13 protein-coding genes and 4 pseudogenes are annotated in these 21008 nt (G+C 63.2%); 12 read left to right on the plus strand and 5 right to left on the minus strand.

The features are described 5' to 3' along the window. Positions 1-37: 37 nt before the first annotated feature. From HWX31_RS08525 to HWX31_RS08535, 4 genes and pseudogenes are all read left to right on the plus strand, one after another. Positions 38-796 carry an IclR family transcriptional regulator gene (locus HWX31_RS08525; protein WP_174959195.1) on the plus strand — a complete coding sequence of 253 codons (759 nt, stop codon included), beginning with the start codon at positions 38-40 and terminating at the stop codon, positions 794-796. Positions 797-827: 31 nt separating this feature from the next. After that, positions 828-1121, plus strand: coding sequence for an H-NS histone family protein (locus HWX31_RS08530; protein ID WP_174959193.1), 294 nt, complete (start codon positions 828-830; stop codon positions 1119-1121). A gap of 571 nt (positions 1122-1692) precedes the next feature. Then, a pseudogene (locus HWX31_RS35340) lies at positions 1693-2580 on the plus strand (ESPR-type extended signal peptide-containing protein); the annotation flags it as partial. A gap of 42 nt (positions 2581-2622) precedes the next feature. Then, positions 2623-8142, plus strand: a pseudogene (locus HWX31_RS08535) (YadA-like family protein); the annotation flags it as partial. 53 nt (positions 8143-8195) lie between these two features. Here HWX31_RS08535 and HWX31_RS08540 read toward each other — a convergent pair. From HWX31_RS08540 to HWX31_RS34890, 3 genes and pseudogenes are all read right to left on the minus strand, one after another. Further along, on the minus strand, positions 8196-8669 hold the full coding sequence (locus HWX31_RS08540; protein WP_174959355.1) for a sodium:proline symporter: 474 nt from the start codon (positions 8667-8669) through the stop codon (positions 8196-8198). A gap of 1022 nt (positions 8670-9691) precedes the next feature. Beyond that, positions 9692-10288 carry a flavin reductase family protein gene (locus tag HWX31_RS08545; RefSeq protein ID WP_059681604.1) on the minus strand — a complete coding sequence of 199 codons (597 nt, stop codon included), beginning with the start codon at positions 10286-10288 and terminating at the stop codon, positions 9692-9694. A gap of 106 nt (positions 10289-10394) precedes the next feature. Beyond that, a pseudogene (locus HWX31_RS34890) lies at positions 10395-10555 on the minus strand (IS66 family transposase); the annotation flags it as partial. A gap of 42 nt (positions 10556-10597) precedes the next feature. On the opposite strand from HWX31_RS34890, the gene HWX31_RS08550 reads away from it, so the two are divergent. The 8 genes from HWX31_RS08550 (at position 10598) to HWX31_RS08585 (ending at position 18999) form a co-directional block, all read left to right on the plus strand. Continuing rightward, on the plus strand, positions 10598-12301 hold the full coding sequence (locus HWX31_RS08550) for a site-specific integrase (RefSeq protein ID WP_174959191.1): 1704 nt from the start codon (positions 10598-10600) through the stop codon (positions 12299-12301). A gap of 59 nt (positions 12302-12360) precedes the next feature. Beyond that, the gene (locus HWX31_RS08555; protein WP_174959189.1) at positions 12361-12684 is read left to right on the plus strand and encodes a TfoX/Sxy family protein; all 324 of its coding nucleotides are present in this window, start codon (positions 12361-12363) and stop codon (positions 12682-12684) included. Between the two features lie 118 nt (positions 12685-12802). Then, a complete protein-coding gene (locus HWX31_RS08560; protein WP_174959353.1) occupies positions 12803-13657 on the plus strand; it encodes a hypothetical protein in 855 nt (284 codons plus the stop codon). 228 nt (positions 13658-13885) lie between these two features. After that, the gene (locus HWX31_RS08565) at positions 13886-14278 is read left to right on the plus strand and encodes a GIY-YIG nuclease family protein (protein ID WP_174959187.1); all 393 of its coding nucleotides are present in this window, start codon (positions 13886-13888) and stop codon (positions 14276-14278) included. Between the two features lie 385 nt (positions 14279-14663). Further along, the gene (locus HWX31_RS08570) at positions 14664-15803 is read left to right on the plus strand and encodes a radical SAM protein (protein ID WP_174959186.1); all 1140 of its coding nucleotides are present in this window, start codon (positions 14664-14666) and stop codon (positions 15801-15803) included. Next, on the plus strand, positions 15800-16321 hold the full coding sequence (locus HWX31_RS08575; protein WP_174959185.1) for a phosphoribosyltransferase: 522 nt from the start codon (positions 15800-15802) through the stop codon (positions 16319-16321). Before HWX31_RS08570 ends, HWX31_RS08575 begins: the two co-directional genes overlap by 4 nt. 6 nt (positions 16322-16327) lie before the next feature. After that, positions 16328-17524 (plus strand): glycosyltransferase family 2 protein, encoded by a 1197-nt coding sequence (locus HWX31_RS08580; protein WP_174959184.1) that lies wholly within the window; start codon positions 16328-16330, stop codon positions 17522-17524. A gap of 245 nt (positions 17525-17769) precedes the next feature. Further along, positions 17770-18999 carry a hypothetical protein gene (locus HWX31_RS08585; protein ID WP_174959182.1) on the plus strand — a complete coding sequence of 410 codons (1230 nt, stop codon included), beginning with the start codon at positions 17770-17772 and terminating at the stop codon, positions 18997-18999. A gap of 45 nt (positions 19000-19044) precedes the next feature. Here the strand turns inward: HWX31_RS08585 and HWX31_RS08590 are convergent, their stop codons facing one another. Next, the gene (locus HWX31_RS08590) at positions 19045-20286 is read right to left on the minus strand and encodes a formylglycine-generating enzyme family protein (protein ID WP_425129506.1); all 1242 of its coding nucleotides are present in this window, start codon (positions 20284-20286) and stop codon (positions 19045-19047) included. Between the two features lie 3 nt (positions 20287-20289). After that, a pseudogene (locus HWX31_RS35345) lies at positions 20290-21000 on the minus strand (caspase family protein); the annotation flags it as partial. Positions 21001-21008 lie beyond the last annotated feature (8 nt).

Genomic DNA, 21008 nt, shown 5'->3' on the forward strand with positions numbered 1-21008 from the left:
TCGAGATTATCTGCGTTGCCCAGGGTGGGGGGCTGTAATGAACTACATCGTCGAAGCGGTTGACAGCGCGCTGAAGCTTTTGAACTGCGTGGCCGAGCATCCACATCTCGGCGTGACCCGGCTTGCGTTGAAGCTCGGCATCAACAAATCGCGCGCGTATCGCATGCTTTGCACGCTCGAGATCCATCGCTTCGTCGTGCAGGACGAGCGCACGTCGACTTATGCGCTTGGAACGCAGGCGTTCGTGATCGGTGTCGCCGCGTTGCGGCAGACCGCGCTCGTGCACGCCGCACAGTGCCACATGCTTGCGCTCAGCCAGGCGATCAACGAGACCGTCGTGCTGCGCGTGCGAGACGGGCTCGAAACGGTCTGCATCATGCGCTGCGAGACGTCCCGCGAGATCCGGACGATCGGCGCCGTCGGCAATCGGCGGCCGGTCAGCCTCGGCGCGTCGGGCAAGGTGCTGCTCGCGTTCGCGCCCGGCGAGGTGCGCGACACCTATTTCGCGAAAGTGCGAAGAACGGGGCAGGGCGATCCGTTCAAGCTTGCCGAGGAACTCGACGCGGTCGCGCGCAAAGGCTACGCGGTGAGCGTCGGCGAAGTGACGGCGGGAGTCGTCGCGATTGCGGTGCCGGTTTGCGACCGGGCGGGCACGGCGATCGCGTCCCTCAGCGTGACGGGGCCGGAGGTACGGATCAGCCGTGCCGACGTTCACGACTATCTCGCGCGGCTGCAGGCCTGCAGCAATGCGATCGCCGTCGAACTCGGCCGGGTCTCGACGCGCGCCGTGACGTAATGGGCTTCGATTCGACGAGCAGAGGAACGTGATGAAGACGTATAGCGAACTCATGATGCAATTCGATCTACTGAAGAAAGAGATCGAAATCGCGAGGGAGCACGAGGCTCAACGCATCGCCCGGCGAGTGCTCGAACTGTTGGCCGAAAGCGGCGTGGACGTTCGGGAAATGGCGAAGTCGCCGCCCCGCGGGCGAAAAGTTTCACCGAAATACTGGAATCCGCACACGGGCGCGACGTGGTCGGGACGGGGGCGTGTGCCCAAGTGGCTGGTTGGCCAGGATCTGCGTCATTTTCTGATTCCGAGCCAGGACGAAGAGCAGTAGCGGATGCGCGCACGCACGCGCGTCGCGTGAGGCCGGAAACTTCGACGTGGATGTCGTCAATTGGACGGCCGACACGATCCTGCGAAAACACTTCCGGAAAGACGTCTGCATTTCAATCATTCGGTTTCGCAGGGCGAGATGTTTTATTTGCCAATACGGATGGTCATATGAATTTACGGGCTTGTTTTATTGGATAAAAAATTTATGCCGTGTTTTATCTGGTGATGTCGATTTATATAAATTTAACACTGAAGTAGTGTTGATTCGAATCATTTTTTTTGAATCGAATATAAACTGTGTGAACCGGTTGGTGATGTGTGTCGGTCGATCGCTGATTTTTTGTCATGGCGATTCTCGGTCAGTCTCTATCCAGAAAAATACGATGAGATTGATCTGACTCATTTGGCATTCATTTCGCGGCGTTCTTCGTTCGAAGAAATCTGCGGATAGCGTGCGCCGGTCCGTTGTTGATGTTCCGGGAATCTGGTTCCGCCTAAATATATAAATCAGAAGAAATGTCGTTTACCGTTTAATTTGGACTGCGTATCGTTGCTTTGATGGGTGACTGATTATGAACAAGATATATCGAAAAGTCTGGAACAGGTCGCGGGGCCAGATTGTGGTCGTTTCCGAACGGTCATCCGGAAACTCGCCTGGCAGCGCGTCGCGGGGAACCGGCCTGGTGGCGGCCGTCGGGAGCATGGTGTCGCTGCTCGCGACGCTGGTGCTGTCGTCCAGCGCCTACGCGGCGATTACGGTGTCGGATAACGGCGTCTCGACTAACAGTGCCGGTACCGCGCATGCGGGGGGAAGTGCCGGTGGGCTTGGCGCGACGGCATCGGCAAACTCGATCGCGATGGTGGGCGACGGGGATTGCAACAGGCTGACCTCAGGGCCATTCACCGTAGCCGGCGTTTACGGTACGGGGGCGAATTTCACCGGCGGCATCTACGGCTTCGGCGTTCAGAACGCCGCAACGAGCTACGACACGCCGACGAACGCAGGTGCCGGACAAACGACCGGAATGCAAGGCTACACCGCGAACAACAGCGTGACCGGCAATGTTCAGCAGAGCGCCAACGGAATTGCAGGCACGACTGCATACGGGCTGCAAACGACGGCGATGGGTTGCGACGCGCATGCGAACGGCTGGGCGTCGCAGGCGTTCGGCTGGGGCGCGAATGCGAGTGGAGCCGGGGCGGTCGCGGTTGGCGTGTATGCGACCGCGTCGGGGCAAGGTGCGGTTGCGTTCGGGATCGGCGCGGTCGCGTCGGCGATGGACACCTTCGCGGTGGGCACGCTTGCGAAAGCCAGCGGGCAGGGCGACATTGCAATCGGCGCGCAATCGGCGGCCAATTCGGGCATCACGTCCGGGACGTCCGAGCAGTCGGCCGTGGCGTTCGGGCATGCCGCGACGGCGAGCGGCCAAAACACGGTGTCGGTCGGCAACGCGGCGGTCGCGAACGGCACCGGCTCGATCGCGATCGGCGGGGCGGCGAACTCGGCGACCAAGGCGGTCGCGTTGGGATCGGGTGCGTCCGCCAGCGCGTCGTCTTCGGTCGCGATCGGCGATTCGAACGTGGTTGCTGCGTCCGCAGGCACGGGTGCGACCGCGATCGGCTACCAGTCGAGCGCCAGTAGCGGCACGGGCGCGGTCGCGATCGGCAGCCAGCAGACCGCGAGCGGCAACGGTGCGGTTGCGATCGGCGATCCCAACACGGCAACCGGGACCGGGGCGGTTGCGATCGGCGCCAACAACGTGGCGAACGGGCAGGGCGCGGTCGCGCTCGGCAATTCGAACATGGCAACCGGCACGGGCGCGATTGCGCTTGGCAATGCGTCGACCGCGGTGGCCAACGGCGGTGTGGCGCTCGGCGCCGGCGCAGTGGCGTATAACGCGAATGACGTGTCGCTGGGTTCGAGCTCCGTGACCGCGGCGCCCAATGCGACGCCGGGCGCAACGATCGGTGGAACGTCCTATACGTTCGCCGGCACTGCGCCGGCCAGCGTCGTGAGCGTCGGCGCCGCGGGAGCCGAGCGGCAGATCACGAACGTTGCGGCCGGAAGCCTGACGGCGTCGAGCACCGACGCAGTGAACGGCTCGCAGCTTTTTGCAACCGTTCAGGCGATCAATACGCTGTCGACTTCCACGTCGACGGGTTTGTCGTCGACCAATAGTTCCGTTGCATCGCTGTCCACGTCGGCTTCGACGGGGATCAGTTCGGCGAACAGCTCGATTGCGTCGTTGTCGACGTCCACGTCGACCGGCATCAGCACGGCGCAAAGCGGTGTCAACTCGCTGTCGACCGGTTTGTCGTCGACCAACAGTTCAGTTGCATCGCTGTCCACGTCGGCTTCGACAGGCATCAGTTCGGCGAACAACTCGATCGCGTCACTGTCGACTTCCACGTCGACCGGCATCAGCACGGCGCAAAGCGGTGTCAACTCGCTGTCGACCGGCCTGTCGTCGACCAATAGCACGGTTGCTTCGCTGTCGACTTCCACGTCGACGGGTATCAGCACGGCGCAAAGCGGCGTCAACTCGCTGTCCACCGGTTTGTCGTCGACGAACAGTTCAGTAGCGTCGTTGTCCACGTCGGCCTCGACCGGTATCAGTTCGGCCAACAGCTCGATCGCATCGTTGTCGACTTCCACGTCGACCGGCATCAGCTCGCTGTCGACTGGCCTGTCGACGATCACGACCACGACCAACAACCTCGGCAGCAGCACCGCTGCGGCGCTCGGCGGCGGCGCGGCGTACAACCCTGCGACGGGCGCGATCTCCGCGCCGTCGTACACGACGTACAACGCGAACGGCACGACGACGACGAACAACAGCGTCGGCTCGGCGATCGACAACATCAACGCGAACGGCATCAAGTACGTCCACGCGAATTCGACGGGCGCGGACAGCGTCGCGACGGGCGCCGACGCCGTTGCGATCGGCAAGGGCGCGACCGCCTCGACCAACGACTCGGTCGCGCTCGGCGCGAACTCGGCAACGGCCGTGGCCAATCCGACCGGCAGTGCGGCGGTCGGCTCGACCACGTTCGGCGCATTCGCCGGCAGCGCGCCCGTGGGGGTCGTGAGCGTCGGCACGCCGGGTGCGGAACGCCAGATCACCAACGTCGCAGCCGGTCAGGTCACGGCTGCCAGCACCGACGCAATCAACGGCAGCCAGCTGTACGCGGTCGCGTCGAAGCTCGATTCGGCTACGACTTCGATATCGTCGCTGTCGACAGGTCTGTCGTCGACCGATAGCACGGTTGCGTCGCTGTCGACGTCCGCGTCGACCGGCATCAGCACGGCGCAAAGCGGCGTCAATTCGCTGTCCACCGGTCTCTCGTCGACCAATAGTTCGGTTGCATCGTTGTCCACGTCGGCTTCGACGGGCATCAGCTCGGCGAACAGCTCGATCTCGTCGTTGTCGACGTCCGCGTCGACCGGCATCAGCACGGCGCAAAGCGGCGTCAATTCGCTGTCCACCGGTCTGTCGTCGACCAACAGTTCGGTCGCTTCGCTGTCCACGTCGGCCTCGACCGGTATCAGTTCGGCGAACAGTTCGATCTCGTCGTTGTCGACGTCCACGTCGACGGGCATCAGCACGGCACAAAGCGGCGTCAACTCGCTGTCCACCGGTTTGTCGTCGACCAACAGTTCCGTTGCATCGCTGTCCACATCGGCCTCGACGGGCATCAGTTCGGCGAACAGCTCGATCTCGTCGTTGTCGACGTCCACGTCGACGGGCATCAGCACGGCACAAAGCGGTGTCAACTCGCTGTCGACCGGCCTGTCGTCGACCAATAGCACGGTTGCTTCGCTGTCGACCGGCCTGTCGTCGACCAACAGTTCAGTTGCGTCGCTGTCCACCTCGGCTTCGACAGGCATCAGTTCGGCGAACAGCTCGATCGCGTCACTGTCGACTTCCACGTCGACGGGCATCAGCACGGCACAAAGCAGTGTCAACTCGCTGTCGACCGGTTTGTCGTCGACCAACAGTTCCGTTGCATCGCTGTCCACATCGGCCTCGACGGGCATCAGCTCCGCAAACAGCTCGATCGCGTCGCTGTCATCTTCCACGTCGACGGGTATCAGCACGGCGCAAAGCGGCGTCAACTCGCTGTCGACTGGCCTGTCGACGATCGCGACCACGACCAACAACCTCGGCAGCAGCACCGCTGCGGCGCTCGGCGGCGGCGCGGCGTACAACCCTGCGACGGGCGCGATCTCCGCGCCGTCGTACACGACGTACAACGCGAACGGCACGACGACGACGAACAACAGCGTCGGCTCGGCGATCGACAACATCAACGCGAACGGCATCAAGTACGTCCACGCGAATTCGACGGGCGCGGACAGCGTCGCGACGGGCGCCGACGCCGTTGCGATCGGCAAGGGCGCGACCGCCTCGACCAACGACTCGGTCGCGCTCGGCGCGAACTCGGCAACGGCCGTGGCCAATCCGACCGGCAGTGCGGCGGTCGGCTCGACCACGTTCGGCGCATTCGCCGGCAGCGCGCCCGTGGGGGTCGTGAGCGTCGGCACGCCGGGTGCGGAACGCCAGATCACCAACGTCGCAGCCGGTCAGGTCACGGCTGCCAGTACCGACGCGATCAACGGCAGCCAGCTGTACGCAGTTGCGTCGAAGCTTGATTCGGCTGCGACTTCGATATCGTCCCTGTCGACAGGTCTGTCGTCGACCGATAGCGCGGTTGCGTCGCTGTCGACTTCGACGTCGACGGGTATCAGTTCGTTGTCGACGGGCCTGTCGTCGACCAACAGCTCGGTCACATCGCTGTCCACCTCGGCCTCGACCGGAATCAGCTCGGCGAACAGCTCGATCTCGTCGTTGTCATCTTCCACGTCGACGGGTATCAGCACGGCGCAAAGCGGCGTCAATTCGCTGTCCACCGGTCTCTCGTCGACCAATAGCTCGGTCGCATCGCTGTCCACGTCGGCCTCGACGGGCATCAGTTCAGCGAACAGCTCGATCGCGTCGTTGTCGACGTCCACGTCGACCGGCATTGGCTCACTGTCGACAGGTCTCTCGTCAACCAATAGCGCGGTTGCATCGCTGTCCACGTCGGCTTCGACGGGCATCAGTTCGGCGAACAGTTCGATCGCGTCGCTGTCGACCTCGACTTCGACCGGCTTTGGCTCACTGTCGACAGGTCTCTCGTCGACCAACAGTGCGGTCGTGTCGTTGTCCACCTCGACCTCGACGGGCATCAGCTCCGCAACCAGCTCGATCGCATCGCTGTCGACTTCCACGTCGACCGGCATCAACTCACTGTCGACAGGTCTCTCGTCGACCACCAGCTCGGTCGCATCACTGTCCACCTCGACCTCGACGGGCCTGAGCACCGCGAACAGCAATATCTCTTCGCTGTCCACCGGGTTGAGTTCGCTGTCGACCGCAGTCAACGGCGGCGGAACGAAGTACTTCCACACCAACTCGACGCAGCCCGACAGCCAGGCGCTCGGGACGAACGCGATCGCCGTCGGCCCGGCGGCCACCGCCTCGGGCGCGAGCAGCATTGCGATGGGCGATAACGCGAACGCGTCGACAGGCGGCGCGGTGGCGATCGGCCGTACCGCGGTCGCGACAGGCGGGCAATCGGTGTCGATCGGCGTTGCAAACACGGCGAGCGGGGACGGCGCGGTGGCGATCGGCGATCCGAACGTCGCAACGGGCACCGGCGCGGTCGCATTGGGCGCGAACAACTCGGCGAACGGCCAGGGCGCCGTGGCGCTCGGCAACGCGAACGTTGCGACGGGAACGGGCTCGCTGGCCCTCGGCGATACCTCGACGGCGGCAGCGGGCGGCGCGATCGCGTTGGGCGCCAATGCAATCGCGAGCAATGCCAATGACGTCGCGCTGGGCTCGGGCAGCGTTACCGCGACCGCAAGCCCGGTAGGCAGCGCCCCCATTGCCGGCCAGACGTATTCGTTCGCGGGTGGCCTGCCGACAAGCGTGGTGAGTGTCGGCGCACCGGGGGCCGAACGGCAGATCATCAACGTCGCGGCGGGGCGGATTTCCGCGACGTCGACCGACGCCGTGAACGGGTCGCAGATGAACGCCGTCACCCAGGCGCTGGCGTCGCTGTCGACCTCGACGGCAAGTGCACTGTCGACGACGCAAAGCGGCCTGAGTTCGTTGTCGACCGGGCTGAGTTCGACGAACAGCAACGTGAGTTCCCTGTCGACCGGCCTGAGCACGTCGCAGAGCGGGATTGCATCGCTTTCAACGGGATTGAGCAAGACGAACGACAGCCTCGCGTCGCTGTCGACCGCGATAACCAGCGGCGGAATCCACGCCAACAGCGTGGGCGGCGTATCGGTGGGGCCGGGCGCGAACGCGTCGGGCGCCAACAGCACGGCGGTGGGCGGCGCGGCGTCGGCTTCGGGCGCCAACGCAACGGCGCTCGGTCAGGCGTCGAATGCATCGGGCGACAACTCGACGGCGCTGGGGCAGGCGTCGAGCGCGTCCGGAAGCGGCTCCACGGCGGTAGGACAGGGCGCGAGCGCGCCGGGAGACGGAGCGTCGGCATTCGGCCAGGGGGCGGTCGCCTCCGGTACGAACGCAACCGCGCTGGGCGCCCATTCGACGGCATCGGCGCCGAATTCGGTGGCGATCGGTGCGAACTCGGTGGCGTCCGAGCCGAACACGGTGTCATTCGGTTCGCCGGGCCATGAACGCCGGCTCACGAACGTCGCACCGGGGATTGGCGGCACCGACGCGGCGAACATGAATCAGCTCAGGGGCGTGCAATCGAGTGTCGACCAGGCTGCACGCCGTGCCTATTCGGGCGTGGCGGCCGCCACCGCATTGACGATGATCCCGGAAGTCGATCCCGGCAAGACGATCGCGGTCGGGATCGGCGCCGGCAGCTATCAAGGCTATTCGGCGTCGGCAATCGGTGTGTCCGTTCGATTCTCCGACAACCTGAAGGCGAAGCTCGGCGTCGGCATCAGCGGGCAGGGCAGCACATACGGCGGAGGTGTGTCGTACCAGTGGTAGCGGGGTAACAAGCGCGCCGGGCGCAGGACCGTTCGGTCCTCGTCCGGGGCCCGTCACGAGCGCCGCCGTGTCGACCTTCCGGCAAGCCGGTAGGCCGCCGCCGCCGTGATCCCGAATGCCAGATGGGCCGCCAGCGTGATGGCGCCGCGAACCGGAATGAACCACGGGAAGATCTCGGTGAAACCGTACAGGTTGATCCCGTAGAGAAGAAGCCCGAACACGGCCCCCACGAGCAGCGCCGGCCGCAGCGACAGTCGATGGATCGCCACCGCCAGCACGGCGGTATAGGCGAGCGACAGAGACAGATGCACGAGCGTCGCCATGCCCATGACGAGCGGCTCGAAGCCGGCGGGCGGCCCAAGCACGCGTCGGCCCATGACGATGGCGGCCGTGAGGCGCGCGTCGCGATACAGGTTCCGAACGGCATCGTCGCCGTGGAGCCACCACAACAGCAGCTCCACCCATGTCGAGCCGACGGCGGCGCACAACGCTGCCCAGAGGATTCCGAATGAAAATCCCGGTTTCATTTGTCGTCTGCGTTGGCGGTCGGTTGATTCATGTCGCGCCTGCTGCGCGCTGGTGATCCATTCTGCCGCATCCGGCCGTCGGCATCTCATGTGTTTAGATCCGGAAATCCGGGCGTCCCGATCGAAAATGCCGGCGGGAACGGCGAAATTTGTTCTGGTGAAAGCATTGTTAGAATGCTGCGCTGGTGCGCGCGGACGCAGGGTTCGGGCAGCCTCCGTCACCCATGTCAAGCGCATGAACAAATTCTCCGACATGAGCACGTTCGTGGCCGTCGTCGAATCGGGCCGTTTCTCCAAAGCGGCGCGGCGTCTCGGTGCCACCAAATCGATCGGCTGATGTATATGCGTTTGCTCACGGAGCGGAAGCAACGACAAGAAACACTGGCTTAGTACTTAAAACAGTGAAGCTTCAAATTGTCGAGATCGATCTGAAAGATAGCAACGGCAACGCTGTGGGCGTCATCAAGTAACGATGTCAAACAAGTGGCGCCGATGAGGCTACCACCGTGCAACCGTTCCTGCGCGACTGCTTGGGTACAAGAAGATCTCGGCCTGACTGCCTATCATGAGCACCTGACGACGCGGCTGTCGAGGGTGCAATGAAGCGCATGGCGGCCTACAAAGGCTGGACGATAGACGCTGCACCTATCATCTTGCCGAGGCAGAAGCTCTTCCAGTCGTGCGCGATCGTGCGCACGGTCACAACGCGATTGACGACGACAGGCCCATCGCGCGCGAAGTTGCAGAAGAAGATGAACGCGACGCGCACGAGGATTGGGCGGCGCTGCTGGATCCCATCGGCACTTTGGCGGCAATCCGGTCGATCTCATCAACGCACTGCAAGCGATGATCAACAAGCAATCCGCCGAATCCTGACGGGGAGGCCGTATGTCAAACGTGACGCGGGCCTCATCCGCCTATATCGATGCAGCCAAAACGCTTTACCGTGCGGCGATCGATGGTACGCGATCCATCTAGGACGTCCCTCTGAATCGCGTGGCGTCTCGGCGAAACGACGCTGGCTACGCTCTAAAATTCATTCCCAGGTGCTGCCCAAGTGAGAAGTACTGACGAAAGACGTAGTACAGCGGGTGCCATCGCTCAAGCTGGATTCGATCTGCGGGGGAAAGCAGTTCGGCATGTACGTGTATCCGTAGTGCCTTAAGTTCGGCGGCAATCATAGCGTCGACCTCTTTACCTATCCGATGGATACGGACCAAGCTCGCTTCGATCTGTATCGGGCATTCAGCTACTCGCATTGGAGCGATGCATTCACTTGCTTTCCTGGTGAGGCCTGCGCACTTGAATTTATCGCGTTCGAATCTGTACCCCATCTGCCTCTTCGTGTCAGGCATGGCTTCAGACCCGGAGGTCGCTGCGATAGCCTCGACGTTCGGCCACAGCGGCGCATCTGGCAAGTTGAGTACCAATTCCTCGCACCGTTGCAGATTGCGACGGCATTGACCTGTTTCGCTCAGACCAATCAGAAACGTATCGGACAGCGCCCAGTAGGATGAGATCGGGCTAAGATTCGTGGTGCCGTCCGGATTCAGGCTGGAAACGAGGGCGACCGGTGTGCCGAAATATAAAACAGGGAGGCTGATGCTACGGGTTTCCATGATATTCGAAGGAGAGTTTCCACACCCCCATTGTCGACGTGATCTGGACCACTTCGTTTCAGTGATGCATGAAACGTCAATGTATATCGGCAGATATTTTCCAGGGAAGATCGGGGGTGCGAGCGGCCTTCGGTACGCTGTCTACCGCTTTGACGAAGTACCGATTCCGGTGAACAGCTTGCCGGCAAGCTTGGTGCCGCGTCCCGGGGTATAGGTGAAGCAGCGGATAGGGGCACCCGAACCGGTCATCTGCGCCCAGAGATAACTCGTCTTATCTCAGCGCCATCACTCCCATGTCACACTGACAGCATGAACCCGCTCCCACCCCCGCCTCCCCCGACCGAACCCGCTCCCGCCGGCTTTCCCGATGCCGACGAGCTTGCCGCGCTGCGCGCGTGGTACGCCGGGATGACGGTCCGTCAAGCGGTGGAACGCTATCTGCCGGACCGGCTGGGTGCGCGGCGCTCGGCGCGCGGCGTGCTCGGCGGCATTCGCCGCTGCCTCGTGCGCGCCGCGCAATCGGCGCGCCGGCCCGATCTCGCGCACGTGCTGTCGCATCCCGAAGGTGAGCGTTTACGGGAGGCAAAAGCAGTCGCCGAAGCGATCGAGATCCTGCGGCATGCGCGCGCGCCTTCGCCGCACATCGGCGACGCCGTCGACGACTGGCTGCCCGCCCGCGCGGTCGCCGCGCTGCGGGCGCACGGCATTGCGACGCTGGCCGATCTCACCGTGCGGATTCCGCGCCGTCGCCAGTGGTGGAAAGCGATTCCCGGGCTCGGCCTCGCCAGCGCGCGCCGCATCGAGGCATTCTTCGCCGCGCATCCGGAACTGACGGCACGCGCGCGGGCGCTCGTCGCGGTGTCGCCGCCGAGCGGCATCGTGCCGTGGGAGCAACTGCGGCTGCCGCACGAAGTCGACGGATCGGCCGGGACTTTCCGCGCGCCGCGCGCCACCTGCACGCTCGACGCGGACAACGACTACCAGGCGGTGCAGACGTGGCTGTCGCTGCACGAATCCATGGCGACCCGGCGCGCGTACCGGAAGGAGGCCGAGCGGCTGATCCTGTGGGCGATCGTCGAGCGCGGCCGCGCGCTGTCGTCGCTGACCACCGAGGATGCGGTCGCGTACCGCGCATTCCTGCGCCGCCCGACGCCGGCCGAACGCTGGATCGGGCCGGTGCGGCCGCGCGGCGCGGCCGACTGGCGCCCGTTCTCCGGCGGCCTGTCGGCGCGCTCGGCCGCGTACACGCTGTCCGTGCTCGGCGCGCTGTTCCGCTGGCTGATCGAGCAGCGCTATCTGCTCGCGAATCCGTTCGCGGGCGTCAAGGTGCGCGATACGCGCCGGTCGATCGTGCTCGACACGTCGCATGCGTTCACCGAAGGGGAATGGCTGCTCGTCAGGACGATCGCCGACGGGCTCGAATGGTCGTACGGCTGGGAGCCGGCGGCGGCGCAGCGGCTGCGCTTCATCCTGGACTTCGGCTATGCGACGGGATTGCGCGCGAGCGAACTGGTCGGCGCGACACTCGGCGACATCGAGACCGACGCGCACGGCGATCCGTGGATCAAGGTCGTCGGGAAAGGGCGCAAGGCGGCCAGGGTCGCGTTGCCGCCGCTGGCCCGGGCGGCGCTCGACCGCCATCTGGTCGTGCGCCGCCTGCCGGTCACGCCGAGCCGCTGGCGGCCCGATACGCCGCTGATCCCGAGCCTGGCCGAGGACGGCGACGCCGCGATCACCAGCGTGCGGCTCTGGAAAGTGCTGCAGCGCTTCTTCGGGCAGACGGCCGGCCTCGTCGACGCGGACAACCCGGCGCTCGCCGCGAAGCTGCGGCAAGCCAGCCCGCACTGGATGCGCCACACGCACGCGACCCACGCGCTCGCGCGCGGCGCCGAGCTGACGACCGTGCGGGATAATCTGCGTCACGCGTCGATCTCGACCACGTCGATCTACCTGCACGGCGACGACGTGAAACGGGCGCGTCAGCTGTCGGACGCGTTCTCGGCGGAAAAGTGACGGCGCCGCAAGCGCATCGCGCGTCGCATCAACCTGACTTGTTTTTTTCGAGGAAACGCATGGCATCGAGCCAAAGCACCGTGGATTTCATCGTCGAACAGATGGCGGCGGCCGGCGCCGTGTCGGCGCGGAAGATGTTCGGCGAATACGGCATCTATTGCGACGGAAAGATGGTCGCGCTCGTCTGCGACGACCAGCTGTTCGTCAAGCCGACGCCCGACGGCAAGGCCTTTCTCGGCGCATGCGAGGAAGGCCAGCCGTATCCGGGCGCGAAGCCGTGCTTCGTCATTTCGGGCGAGCGGTGGGACGAGCGCGAGTGGTTGTCCCGGCTGATCCGGATCACGGCGGCGCAGTTGCCGCCGCCCAAGCCGCGCAAGCGCTGACGCAAAAAGGGGTAAGCTTGTTCAGACCGGTGCCGCCGGCCGGAGCCTGCCAATGTCGACCGCTGAAAATACCGAAGTGAACCGACCGTTCCGACTGTTCCGGGCGGGATGCCGCGCCATGCTCGCCGCATGGTGCCTGTGCTGGAGCGCGCTGTCGTTCGGCGCGGACGCCGCCGCAACGCTGCTCGACCGATACCACGACCTGTCGGAGCAACTGAAGCACAATCCGTTCCGGCGTCCGCTGACCCTCGAGTCGTCGGAGGGAAATTCGACGCTGCGGGGCGACATCTACGCCGTCGTCGACTATCCGTTCGCCGTGGTCAACGGCAGGCTCAACGACTCCGCGCGGGGGCCGGCCAACTGGTGCGACGTCCTGATCCTGCACCTCAACGTCAAGTACTGCCGCGCATCGTCGGGCAGCGACGGCGCGACGCTCGACGTCAACCTCGGCAGGAAGGTCGAGCAGAAGCTGGACGACACCTATCGCGTGACGTTCCGTTACCGTGCGGCGCCCGCGACGCCGGGCTATTTCCAGGTCAATCTCGACGCCGACAGCGGGCCGATGAGCACGAAGGACTACCGCATCGCACTGGAGGCGATCCCGGTCGGCGACACGCGCACGTTCCTGCACCTGACGTACGCGTACGGCTTCGGCACGATGGGCCGCATGGCGATGAAGGCCTATCTGGGGACCATCGGGCGCGACAAGGTCGGCTTTACCGTTGCAAGCGCACCCGCCGCGACGCCGCCCGCATATATCGGCGGCGTGCGCGGGCTGCTGGAGCGCAACACGATGCGCTATTACCTCGCGATCGACGCGTACCTCGGGACGCTCGACAAGCCGCTCGACCAGCGTCTTGCCCGCTGGTTCGACGCGACCGAGCAGTACGCACGGCAGCTCCACGAGCTGGACCGGCAGGACTACCTGCAGATGAAGGCGAAGGAAATCCAGCGGCAGCAGAGCGCGCGGTAGGCGGCGCCGGCCGGGCGCCCGAGGGAATCAGGCAGGTCAAGGCCATGTCGAGTGATTTACCGGACCATTTTCAGTCGACGGGAAAACGTGAGTCGGGCATTCTTCTGAATGTTCATCCGGCTGATTAACTGGAAGCCCGCGTATCTGGCGACTTCCAGTCGCCCGGATTTTCTCCGGATGAACCACTCATACGACCCATTGAAGCTTCACAACTCGTGGAGATCAACCATGACCTTGCGGCTTATCGTGCCTTACGACAAATACATGCTGAAGGTGGACGTCATTCGCCACAGCGATGTCATTTCGCATTTGCATCAGGTGTTGAAGATATTTGCCAAAAAAAATCCGGAGTACAGCAAGTTCTATATCGGCATCACTAGTGATCTGAACAAGCGGCTGTCCTCTCATCAGGCCAACAAGCCCTCTTTCAAATTGATGTGCCCGATTTACAGGGAGCCGCACAACCTCGTCGGGAACGCCTTCGACCGTTTGGAACGTGAGGCCATCATGAATTTCCGCGGCGGCATCAAGCATTCCGGAACCGGAGAAGTGGCGCTGGAATGCGACAACGATCTGGACGGTGCGCGACCGAAGAACTGGCTCTATATCCTGGTCGGCTGATTCGCGTGGGGGGCTTCGGAATCCGGAATTAAAAGTACGATAGTTACATGAAAGTGTACGTTTTTTCGGGGTCCTGAAGTTATCCCCGGTTGAATTCATTGATTTAATCAAGCGCTTCATACAGACGAAGCCCCGACGAAGATCAATTGGTCCAATCGAAAATTCTTTCACGCCCGGCTCAATTTATCCACCTGTCAAATCTCGCAGATTGTGAACTTCAGGCGTTCGGCTATCGTGGCCTCGTACTCACTGGATAAGGGCAGGCTGGGAGCGATCCGGAACGGCAGGCGCGCTGCGGAGGCGCCGCATGAAGTCTGGGGGTTTCCGGTATCGCAGTGACCAGCGCTACGATCGATCACACATTGTCAATGGAGTGATAAGAGCAATGCGACCTTCCTTGAGAACGAAAATTGCCCTGATTTCCAACGGCATCGACTTCGACATCGACATGTTTGCCGCAACCAGCCGGCGCTATTACGAGAACACATACGGCTACTGCGTCACTAACCGCAACATAAAGCGCGAGCATCGTATTCCGCAGGTGCTGCTGCTGGGTGATGATCTCGTGGTTTCCGTTTTGCGTCGCGAGGGTTCGCCTTGGCGTCTTCGCTTCGAGGGGGAGCGGCTCGCGCTCTACCACGAGAATGAGTTTCATCAGGACGTCGAATTACCGGAAGCACTTCCGTTCTTCGGTAAAACACTTAAGGACGGTGCAAGAACCGACGATGTGATCTCCGCATATGGGGCAGTGACGCCGGGGTTCTTTCTCTATCCGGATTGCCACTACTTCGACAAGGGCAAGCCTTGCGGCTTCTGCTCGCTGCGCAAGGCGCGCCGCACGGTAGGGAAGCCGCTCGTCACCGAGTTCAGCCGTGAACGGATGCTGGAGACGACGCGCATAATCCAGAAATCCGGCTGGAATATCCCGATGATTACCAATACCTGCGGCACGCCACCCGACGACGAAGGGACGCGCCGCGCGATTATCGAGCCGCTGCAGGCAATCCGCGATGCCCGTGAGCCCGGCGTTCGTATGCACGTCCTCGCCCACCCGCCCCATGACTTCCGCCTGATCGACGAATACAAGGCGGCCGGCGTTACCTCGATTGCGTTCAACCTCGAAGTCTATGGGCGCGAGGATTTCGCTCGCATCTGCCCGGGAAAGGATCAGTACTACGGCTACGATCGCTGGTGGGAGGCGCTGGACTATGCGAAGGAAGTCTTCGGCGAATACGAAGTCTATTGCGGTTTGGTGTGGGGTGTAGAACCGATTCAGAGCAGCATGGAGGGCATGGAAGCAATCCTGTCCCGCGGCATCGGCCTTGCGACCAACGTGTTTCATGCGGACCCGGGCTCCGTTTTGGCGAGGCATCCGCAACCGTCCGAGCCCGACATCATCGCGCTTGCCGAATGGGAGGCAAAGCTGTACGGGAAGTACCCCAAGGCGCACACGATTTACGATGTCAGTATGCGCAACACCATCGACTGGGAAGTCCATAACCACTATATGGAGTCAGTGGCATGAAGAAGATCGATCGCTACAGCTGGGAAACGGTCGACCTTCTGGCGAGACGACTCGCATGGAGCATCAAGGAGCCGTTCGATGCGATGGTGTGCGTGCTCCGCGGTGGTGCGGTGCCGGGCGCGATTCTCGCCAACGAACTCGGCATCGACCTGATGATGGGGATGAAAGTCGTCCAGAACGGGCAGACTAGCGGCGTCGGCAAGGTCGGAATGGCTTATGAGGCGGAGAAGGCCGAAATCCGGGTACCGTTGAACGACGTGAGCCTTGCCGGCAAGCGTGTACTCGTTGTCGACGACGTGCTGGATTCCGGCGAGACCGCGGCGCTGGTGGTCGACGAAGTGCGACGGCGAGGGGCGCTGGCGGTCAAGCTCGCGACGTTGCAGGTCAAGACGTATTCGCGCTTCAAGCCGGATTATTTCGTTGAGGAAACGACCAACTGGATCTTCTATCCATGGATGTCCGAGCGTGAGCTGGGTGAGATGGAAAGAAAGATTGCGGCCGCTTGCCCGGGTGAGTGAGGAGCGATGACTCTTCCGTTCTCGGCGCTGCTGGCAGCCATCCTGGTTATCGGATTCTTCCAGGCTTTCTATCTCGTGCAGTCGGCCTGCTTGCCGCCGCCGCGCCCCGATTGCGATATCGAGGACGCGGCGAGCGGGCGGGAATCGGTGTCCATCCTGATTCCGTTATTCAACGCCGCGTCGACCATAGAGCGCTGCCTGGAAGGAATTCTGTCGAACGATCTCCGCCAGGTTGTGCAGATCGTGCTCGTGCTTGATCGTTGCACGGACAGCAGCGAACGACTGGCGCGCAGCTTCGAGCCTCGGTTTGCAGCATGTGGAACGCCTCTATGCATCGTTTCGCTGCCGGCTCCCCAGGCCGGCAAAGTTGCGGCGATCCTTCATGGAGGCCGATACCTGGCCTCTCGAACGGTATTGCTGCTGGACGCCGACATCGTGCTTGCACCGACCGCATTGCCGGAGCTTCTCGAATTTCGTGCGCGATCGGCAAATCCGTATGGTTCCTGCCTGATCTATCCGCTCCAGGAGCCGGGCAGAAGGCAAACAATCTCTTCACATATCGTATGCAACAACCGTCTTTACCGGCAAAGCGTTCTGCAACTGGTCAAGAATGAGTATTCGGTCGCGAACTTTCCAGGCGGCCTGCAACTGGTCGATTTTGTCAGTTATCGAGAACTGCTTGTAAATGGCTTTCTCGAAGATCTGAGTGCAACCTATCAGGTACTCAGGATGGGCGGGACCATTCCGATTCTGCCGCGCGTGCTGGCGTGGGAGATCGAGAGACAGACGATCCGCGGACTATTTCTGCAACGTCTGCGCTGGACCATCGGGGCGATCCAGCATTTGCCCGTGCAGATGCGTACCGCTCGAACTCAGCCGACACTGAAACGAAAGATTCTCGTGAATTCCTATCACGTGATGTGGGAGTTCCAGCACTACGTGATCGCGGTGGCCACACTCGCGGCACCGTTTGCCGGTCGCCTATGGCCCCTTTTTCTGGCGCCGCTCGCGTTGTATGCGTTGCAGATTTCACGCTCGGTCTATCTGACGCGCAACGATTACAGAAACTCGCTTGTCGGCATTGCACTGCATTGCCTTGTATTTCCAATGGTGATCTCGGCTGCGTTGATCGGCTCCGTCATATTGCTGCTTAAAACGCGGCGCTTCTTCTTCGGCACGTCAGCGCTTTTCCGGCGCGACTGAACGCTGATGTCGGTCCCACGGATCGGGCCCGGATGACGGCCTCGTCCTCGTGAATGGCTGTCTTCGCCGGCCAGACTCCTGACCAAGAAAATGTTGGCCGAGCATCAACACTTTCGCACACCAGACCAAGCGAAGCGATCGGCGCGTCCGCCGGAGAACGGTGTTGGCGCGATGGCATGATAGATGCGTGAGCATGGCCGTCCAAGTCGTAAACCTTGGCAACATGGGTTGAATTGGAGGGCATCATGTCTAGTGGCAACTTTGTCGGGTCATCTGTCGGAAATCTGCTGGACGATTCCGAAAGGATGCTGACATACGCGGCTCGCGCCGGAAAAATGATCGAACCGGATATACCCGCAACGATTGCGGTGGTTCGCGAAGCCGTGGCTTGCGGAAAATTGACGGCCAGACTCGAGGGGCAACTGTATTGCGCGCAAAGCCGTCTGGCCGGTGCAATCAAGCCGGTCAGCGCCGAGACGCTTGATCCGAAATCGACGGAAGATGCGAAGAAGGCGACCCGACGCTACTTCTTGCTCACATCCATCCTGGCGGTGCTCATCGTTCCCGCATCGATGGTCATGTTCGTCGACTCGAAGCTGTCCGAGAGCGGGAAAGCGCTGGTCGAAGCGAACGACAGGATCGCCATTCCTCTCCACGAGGCACTTCAGACGCAGCGAAGCCTGATCGTCTCGATCGAAAAGCGACGCGGCGCCTACGATGCGGACAGGCTATGGGTGCGAGGGGGCAAGCCTGACCAGGACGCCTCGGCCAGCCAACGCATGGTGTCCGTGGCCGACGAAAGACGCGAGATCGACTACGAACAGGCGCTGACGCCGTCCGCGCTCGCGATAAAGGAGCAGCTCCAGGTTTTCGCCCGCAACAATCGCCAACTCTACGCGGAAACGAGATGGCTGGAACTGCTCTCGCTTCACGGTCGCGAGAACCCCTACGGATCGCCGTGGATGCGGGACAAGGCGACCCAGCGAGAAAATCTCGAGCTGACCCTGCCGATGCTCGTGCGCCACGAACATTCGCGCGACGGCGGCAAGGACGATCAAAAGCCCCAAGGGCCCGAGCACTCGATCGACGATGGCCTTCAGAAACTCGCGGTGTATCAGGACATTCGGGCGATGGCACAGAATGCCCAACATACGAGCGATTTTCTTTGGAGCGCGATCGCCGTCTATCTGCTGCCGGTGCTATATGCGGTCCTCGGCACGTTGGCCTTCATTCTCCGGGACTTGTGTACCCGGACTCGAAACCAGACGTATCACGCGTCGCATGCGCAATGTGCCTACTGCACGCGCATGATCGTCGCCGTGATCGTAGGGACCGTGATTGGCCTGTTCGACAAGTTCATGGACGGGTCCATTTCGGCATCGCCTCTCGCCATCGCATTCGTGGCCGGCTATGCGGTGGACCCGTTCTTTGCGTTCATCGATCATGTCGCCGCGGTCGGACGAACCCGCGCGTGAGGCTGCCGGCAGCGGCGCAGCAGGCCCGAACGGCCAGGGCGATACCTACTTCATGTCCCTGGCCACGCGAAACCCGTTTGCCGAATACCGTACGCTGCTGTCGTATTTGAAGCGTGTCGAGACCGGCATGTAGCTCGCCCCGTCCCGCCACGAGCCGCCGCGGATCACGCGTACCTGGCAATTCGGCTCGTCCCACGAGCGGCCGTCGGCAGGCGCATTCTTGTACGAGTTGTGCCAGCAATCGCTGACCCATTCCCATACGCCGCCACCCATGTCGTAGAAGCCGAGCGGATTGGCCGCGAACGACCCGACGTTATCCGGCGCATCGGCGCGCCACGGCTGGCCGCAGTCCTTGCAGTTCGCGTTGCCCGGGCGCATCTCGTTGCCCCACCAGTAGCGCGTCGCGGTGCCGCCGCGGGCCGCGAATTCCCATTCGGCCTCGGTCGGCAGCCGGTACGACTTGCCGCTGATCTTCGACAGCCACTTCACGTACTGTTGCGCGTCGTCCCAACTCAGGTCGCGCACGGGCGCGTTCGGCGCCGTGTTGCTGTCGCTCGGCAGGCGCGGACAGGCACCGGCATCGCGGCACGTGTTCCACTGCGCGACGGTCACCACGTACTTCGCGAGCGCGAAGGAATGATCGAGTGTCACGCGGTGCGCGGGCTTTTCCGACGGATCGCCCGAATTGCTGCCCATCGCGAACGTCCCCGGGTTGACCGCCAGCATCGGGGGGCATGCAGGGCAATCCCGGATTTCATTGGCGGCCGTCGCGACGCCTTTCTGCTGCGGTGGCGACGGGGCCGTCGCTGCGGCGGGAGGCGGCGCTTTCGCCGGCGAGCCGGGCGTGTGCGCAGGCTGTGCCGCCGCTGCTGATGCGGGCGCCGGGGCGGGGGCCGGCGCGGCGCTCGCCGTCTGTGCGGGCGCGGACGCCGCGGGCGCCTTGGGCGCCGCCGCGCGCAGTCGCGCAAGACGGGCCTGCGCCAACGACGCGAAGCGTCCGTTCGGGTAGGTCTTCAGATAGGCTTCGTAATCGCCCGCATCCTTGCTGTCCTTGATCGACTCCCAGAACGTGATTTCGTACTGCTCGGCGCTGTCTTTCGGCATCACGCCACGGCTGTCGAACGCGACGACGCCGACGTCGGCCAGCACTTCGTCGCCCGAATGCCTCGCGCCGTTTCCTGCGCGACGGACCCCGGGGAATGCCAACGTCGTTGCCGCATCGGAACGGGCGGAAAGGGACGAGGCGACCCACGGCATCTGCCGATGCCCGGTGGCGCTTTCGACCATCGCGCCTGCACGGTCGAACGTCTGAGCGATGCCGAGTCCCGGCGACGCGAGCGTCTGCAGCAGCGCCGCCGTGTACACACCATGCGTTGCACCGTCGGCCGCGTTTGCGCCGGGCGCTGCCGCGTAGGCGACGAGCGTATGCGGCGGCGGCTGGCGGGCCGCCGTGTCGCCGGCGCCCGGGGGCGTACTCAGGCAGGAATCCAGAATGATCAGATCAATCCGGTCGCCGTGCCGCCGCGACGTCGCATCGAACACGGTTTGCAGGTCGATGCCCGTTCGCGACAGGCCGGCCGGAGAGCGGACGTCGGCATCGACCGGCGCGAGCCACGTCGTGCCGCCGGCGCTGGCGCCGTGGCCCGCAAAATAGACCAGCCCCGCGCCGTCGGCCGCAACGCGGCGCTCGTACGCGGCAAGCCCGTCGAGCATTTGTTGCCGGGTGGCGTTGCGCAGCGTGATGACGTCGAAGCCGAGGGCCTGCAACGCATCGCGCATTGCATCGGCGTCATGGACCGGATTGGCGAGCGGACGGTTGCGATAGGCGCCGTTGCCGATCACGAGCGCGACGCGACGCGGTTCGACGGACGGGGCGCGCGCGGACGCTGCCGGCGGCGTGGCAAACGGATGCATGTCCTCGCCGGAGCAGACGCTCGATGTCACCGCGATCGACGCAAACAGGCATGCGGGCAAGAGTATTCGCCACATATTCAGCCCCATAGGGTCTG

The organism is Burkholderia ubonensis (assembly GCF_902833085.1).
GTDB classification, from domain to species: domain Bacteria; phylum Pseudomonadota; class Gammaproteobacteria; order Burkholderiales; family Burkholderiaceae; genus Burkholderia; species Burkholderia ubonensis.